This window comes from Persicitalea sp. (genome assembly GCF_041751555.1).
Lineage (GTDB): Bacteria > Bacteroidota > Bacteroidia > Cytophagales > Spirosomataceae > Persicitalea.
In genome coordinates, this window is record NZ_JBGSXF010000476.1 from 1 (window position 1) to 3,338 (window position 3,338).

General features: G+C 53.0%; 6 protein-coding genes. 4 read left to right on the forward strand and 2 right to left on the reverse strand.

The annotated features are described in order from the left end of the window. Nucleotides 1-452, reverse strand: a 452-nt coding sequence (locus tag ACEW8P_RS16675; protein ID WP_373514205.1) for a sulfatase-like hydrolase/transferase, incomplete at its 3' end; no start/stop codon positions are given. A 319-nt stretch (nt 453-771) separates the two neighbouring features. Between ACEW8P_RS16675 and ACEW8P_RS16680 the strand changes: the two genes are divergently transcribed. The 4 genes from ACEW8P_RS16680 to ACEW8P_RS16695 all read left to right on the forward strand — a co-directional run bounded on the left by ACEW8P_RS16680 (nt 772) and on the right by ACEW8P_RS16695 (nt 2,130). Further along, the gene (locus tag ACEW8P_RS16680) at nt 772-1,224 is read left to right on the forward strand and encodes a carboxypeptidase-like regulatory domain-containing protein (protein WP_373514210.1); all 453 of its coding nucleotides are present in this window, start codon (nt 772-774) and stop codon (nt 1,222-1,224) included. Continuing rightward, nucleotides 1,221-1,601, forward strand: coding sequence for a hypothetical protein (locus ACEW8P_RS16685; RefSeq protein WP_373514206.1), 381 nt, complete (start codon nt 1,221-1,223; stop codon nt 1,599-1,601). The genes ACEW8P_RS16680 and ACEW8P_RS16685 overlap by 4 nt, the downstream gene beginning before the upstream one ends. Before the next feature lie 15 nt (nt 1,602-1,616). Then, a complete protein-coding gene (locus ACEW8P_RS16690) occupies nt 1,617-1,745 on the forward strand; it encodes a hypothetical protein (protein ID WP_373514207.1) in 129 nt (42 codons plus the stop codon). Nucleotides 1,746-1,893: 148 nt separating this feature from the next. Then, complete coding sequence (locus tag ACEW8P_RS16695; protein ID WP_373514208.1) at nt 1,894-2,130, forward strand: type II toxin-antitoxin system Phd/YefM family antitoxin; 237 nt, start codon at nt 1,894-1,896, stop codon at nt 2,128-2,130. A gap of 28 nt (nt 2,131-2,158) precedes the next feature. Here ACEW8P_RS16695 and ACEW8P_RS16700 read toward each other — a convergent pair whose 3' ends face one another. Continuing rightward, nucleotides 2,159-3,202 (reverse strand): patatin-like phospholipase family protein, encoded by a 1,044-nt coding sequence (locus ACEW8P_RS16700; protein ID WP_373514209.1) that lies wholly within the window; start codon nt 3,200-3,202, stop codon nt 2,159-2,161. Nucleotides 3,203-3,338 lie beyond the last annotated feature (136 nt).

Consider the following 3,338-nt stretch of genomic DNA (forward strand, 5'->3'; position numbering starts at 1 on the left):
CCGTTTTGCTGATCCAGAAATTCCAGTGCGGTGTCGGTAAAGATGTCGGTCGAGAAACCCTTCTTGACGGGTTCGGTGAAACTGCCGTCGGCTTTCATATCACGAACCGGCACCTCGAAGTGGTTGGCCATGCCGCCCAGCAGCATATTTTTGGCGATGTCGAAACTGGCACCAACGGCCTCCGGCTCGTTGTGCCATTTGCCCGTCACGAAAGTCGTGTAGCCGCGCTCCCGCAGATGCTTCGGGAAAGTATGGACACCATTGAGCTTGTCCCAAACCCGAAAATACGACTGTCCGCTCATCAGCATTGCCCGGCTCGGAGCGCAAAGAGCCCCGTGTTGGCTACCCAAAATATAGGAATTCGTGAACGAAGTACCCTGCCGTGCCAGGCTGTCCAGCACCGGGGTCTTGACATAGGTATTGCCGTAACTACCCAGCGCGTCGGCCCGCATGTCGTCCGCGAAGTGAAGAGTATGTTGGGTTTGGTGGATTGAGCGAAAGCCTGGGAAAGGCTGAGTAGAAAGAGAAGTAATGAGCGTCGGACGTATTGCATTTTTCTATGAGTTTTTGAGCGGGGGTTGGGTAGCAATTAGTGAACTTATTACCAAACTACGAGCTGGGCTTCGGTGTGACCAAACTTTAATTAAATAATGGGATAACAAAAATATCAACGGCTTTTTTCGACCTGTTAATCTGAGCATTGCTTTCTCCCTGCTGTTTCTCGGGTACAGCCCGACGGGATTCGCTCAGAACGCTACAAATGATACCAGAATTGATGGTGTCGTAAAAGACGAGAATTCGGTAGGCATTCCCGGCGCCAGCATCGTGCTCAAGGGTACTTCCGTGGGTACCACCTCCAATGTCGACGGTAGATTCTCCCTGGCGGTTCCTGACCGGGACGCGGTCATTACTGGTAGCTTTGTGGGGTACGCGGCCCAGGAAATTACAGTGGGGAATCGCACAAATTTCGACATTACGCTCGCGCAGAGCATCGACGAACTGAACGAGGTAGTTGTCGTCGGCTACGGTACGCAGCGCAAGCAGACTTTGACCGGGTCGATCTCCAATATTACTACGGAGGAGATCAAAACTACCACGCACACCAGCCTGGCCCAGAGCATGCAGGGAAAGGTGGCGGGCGTGCAGATCAACTACGTAGCCGCCTACGGCAACGGCAACACCTACCTGGCCCTGACCAACCAGTCGCCCGACCGCCAACCGTGACCGTGCGGCTCAATCCCGAGGTACTTCGCTACGACGCCGGGAAGACCTACGCCGTACGATTATTCCTGAATAACCAACCCGTCGGCCGGGCCGAAATGAAGGACGGACGCCTGTCAACTACCCTCGACGGCCACGGCATCGCGGGCTTCGTCATCGAGGGCCTGGTGGCACACCCGACTTTCCAGCAAAAACTAAAACCCCTACCCGAACTGGCCGACCGCAGGGCCTTCACGGAAGTACCCATGCCATCTGGCAAGCTGGTTGGGATGTTGCTGTCGTGGGGCGAAGGGCTGCACAACGCCTACCTCTACCTGACGGCCACCGAAAAAGACCTGACCCAGGCCCGGCTGCACTACTCGCTCGACGGCAAAACCTAGAAAACGGAAACCGATGTGGAGTACCCTTTCGAGTTAAGCATTCCGCTGACGGACGCGCAGCCGGAACGTGGGTTTTCGTTTCGGGTGGAAACGACGGGGGTTGGCGGGGAGGTAGTGGAGACGGAGGAGGGCTTGTTGAGGTAGTTTGGGGTGATGTCGTTAGGTGGAGATTGCGTTTCAAACGCGAGGGGATTAAGTCTTGGTTGCGAGGCAGGAAGCTGGTAAATAATGAACCATTCTTGTATTGTTCTTGTCAAGTTGTCAAGTAAATGTTAACTTTCCGAAAAAGATTATGAGAACATTGACAGTTGGAGAACTGAAAGCCCAGTTCTCCCAGGTAATCAAGGATGTTCAGGCCGGGGAAGAGATAGCGGTCGCATTTGGCAAGAAAAAGGAAGTGGTCGCCTACCTCGTTCCCAAACCCGCCCGTAAACCTGCTCCCCGTAAGTTGGGGATTTTACAGGGAAAAGGAAAAGCGATCTTTGCGGATGACTTCAAAATGACCGAAGAAGAATTTCTCGGGCTATGAGCCGCGTCGCGAGCGTAACTGAAACAGTTTATCTCGTTTGGGTCAAAGGACGGCTTCTCTGCTGCAAGTAATCTCTGGTACTTTCCCGACCGCTATTTACCAGACTGGCTTTCTGTTCCGCCGACAGTCGCTTTACTTTTGGGGTAATGCCCGCCGAAGAAACGGAAATGGTGCGGCTCCAATCGGCGTCGGTCAAATCGGGACGGTTGAGACTTTCGATAACCAGCACGTAGAACGCCGACAGGTAATCCCTGAAATTGGCAATTTCAAAAGGAGCCAAATGGCGGGTTAGCGTATCTTCCTTGATTTGAGAATCCGAGTCGATGCGAATACCGATGGTCTCGACGTTGGGAATACGGACGGCTTGGTGCTGAGCATTTACGACCACACTGTCGAAAAGCTGGATCGGAAAATTTCCGATAATACCGCCATCGACTATCACATCCAGATCGTTGGCTCTATTTTGTCTGGAAAAGGTACGTCCCACGCTATCCACAAATACCGCCTGAAAATATAGCGGGATGGACATCGAAATCCTGACCGCGTCCCGAATTTTCATGTCCGGGTAGGTCTGCCGCGACAGCACGACCATTTCCTGTTTGTTCAGGCAGGTGGCTGTTACGTACAACTCCCGAAAGCCACGCTCGGACATTTCGGCAAAAGTCGTTTCCGCACTACCCGTTTTTGCTTCGACCAAGTCGCCTAGCCAGCGGCTGAATTTTTGCCCCCGGTACCATCCGAAGCGTTTTTTGGTTCGGGCAATGCTGCCGATGAAGAAGAAACGTCCGTCGTTGAATTTTTGGAACTTGGTCTGCGAGATAATAGCCTCTATTTCGGTCGGCGTGTAGCCCAGCGCGAAAAGCAACGACGATATGGCCCCCGCCGACGTACCACCGACCCGCTCGACCGTGGCCAAAGCCCCTTGTTCTTCCATTGCCGACAGGACGCCCGCGTAAGCAATGCCCCGGATGCCCGCCCCTTCAAAAACTAGATTTTTGATTGGAGGGGGTTGCGCGGTGGCTTGTGAGCACAGAAGACTGCACAGGAAGAAAGTAGTATGTAGGGAGCGCATCTGTCTGTTTGTCGGTATTTTAACCGCTGGTTTAGTTCTCAGTGGTCTGTGTATCAAAGCTGATTTTTGGTTCATAGTGATTCTTATTATGAGATTTTTATTCATGATTTTGGACGAAGATCGCGTTGCAAACGCG

Coding starts and splice junctions, on each gene's coding strand:
- ACEW8P_RS16695 (WP_373514208.1), top strand. CDS start 1,894: ATGAGAACATTGACAGTTGGAGAACTGAAAGCCCAGTTCTCCCAGGTA.
- ACEW8P_RS16700 (WP_373514209.1), bottom strand. CDS start 3,202: ATGCGCTCCCTACATACTACTTTCTTCCTGTGCAGTCTTCTGTGCTCA.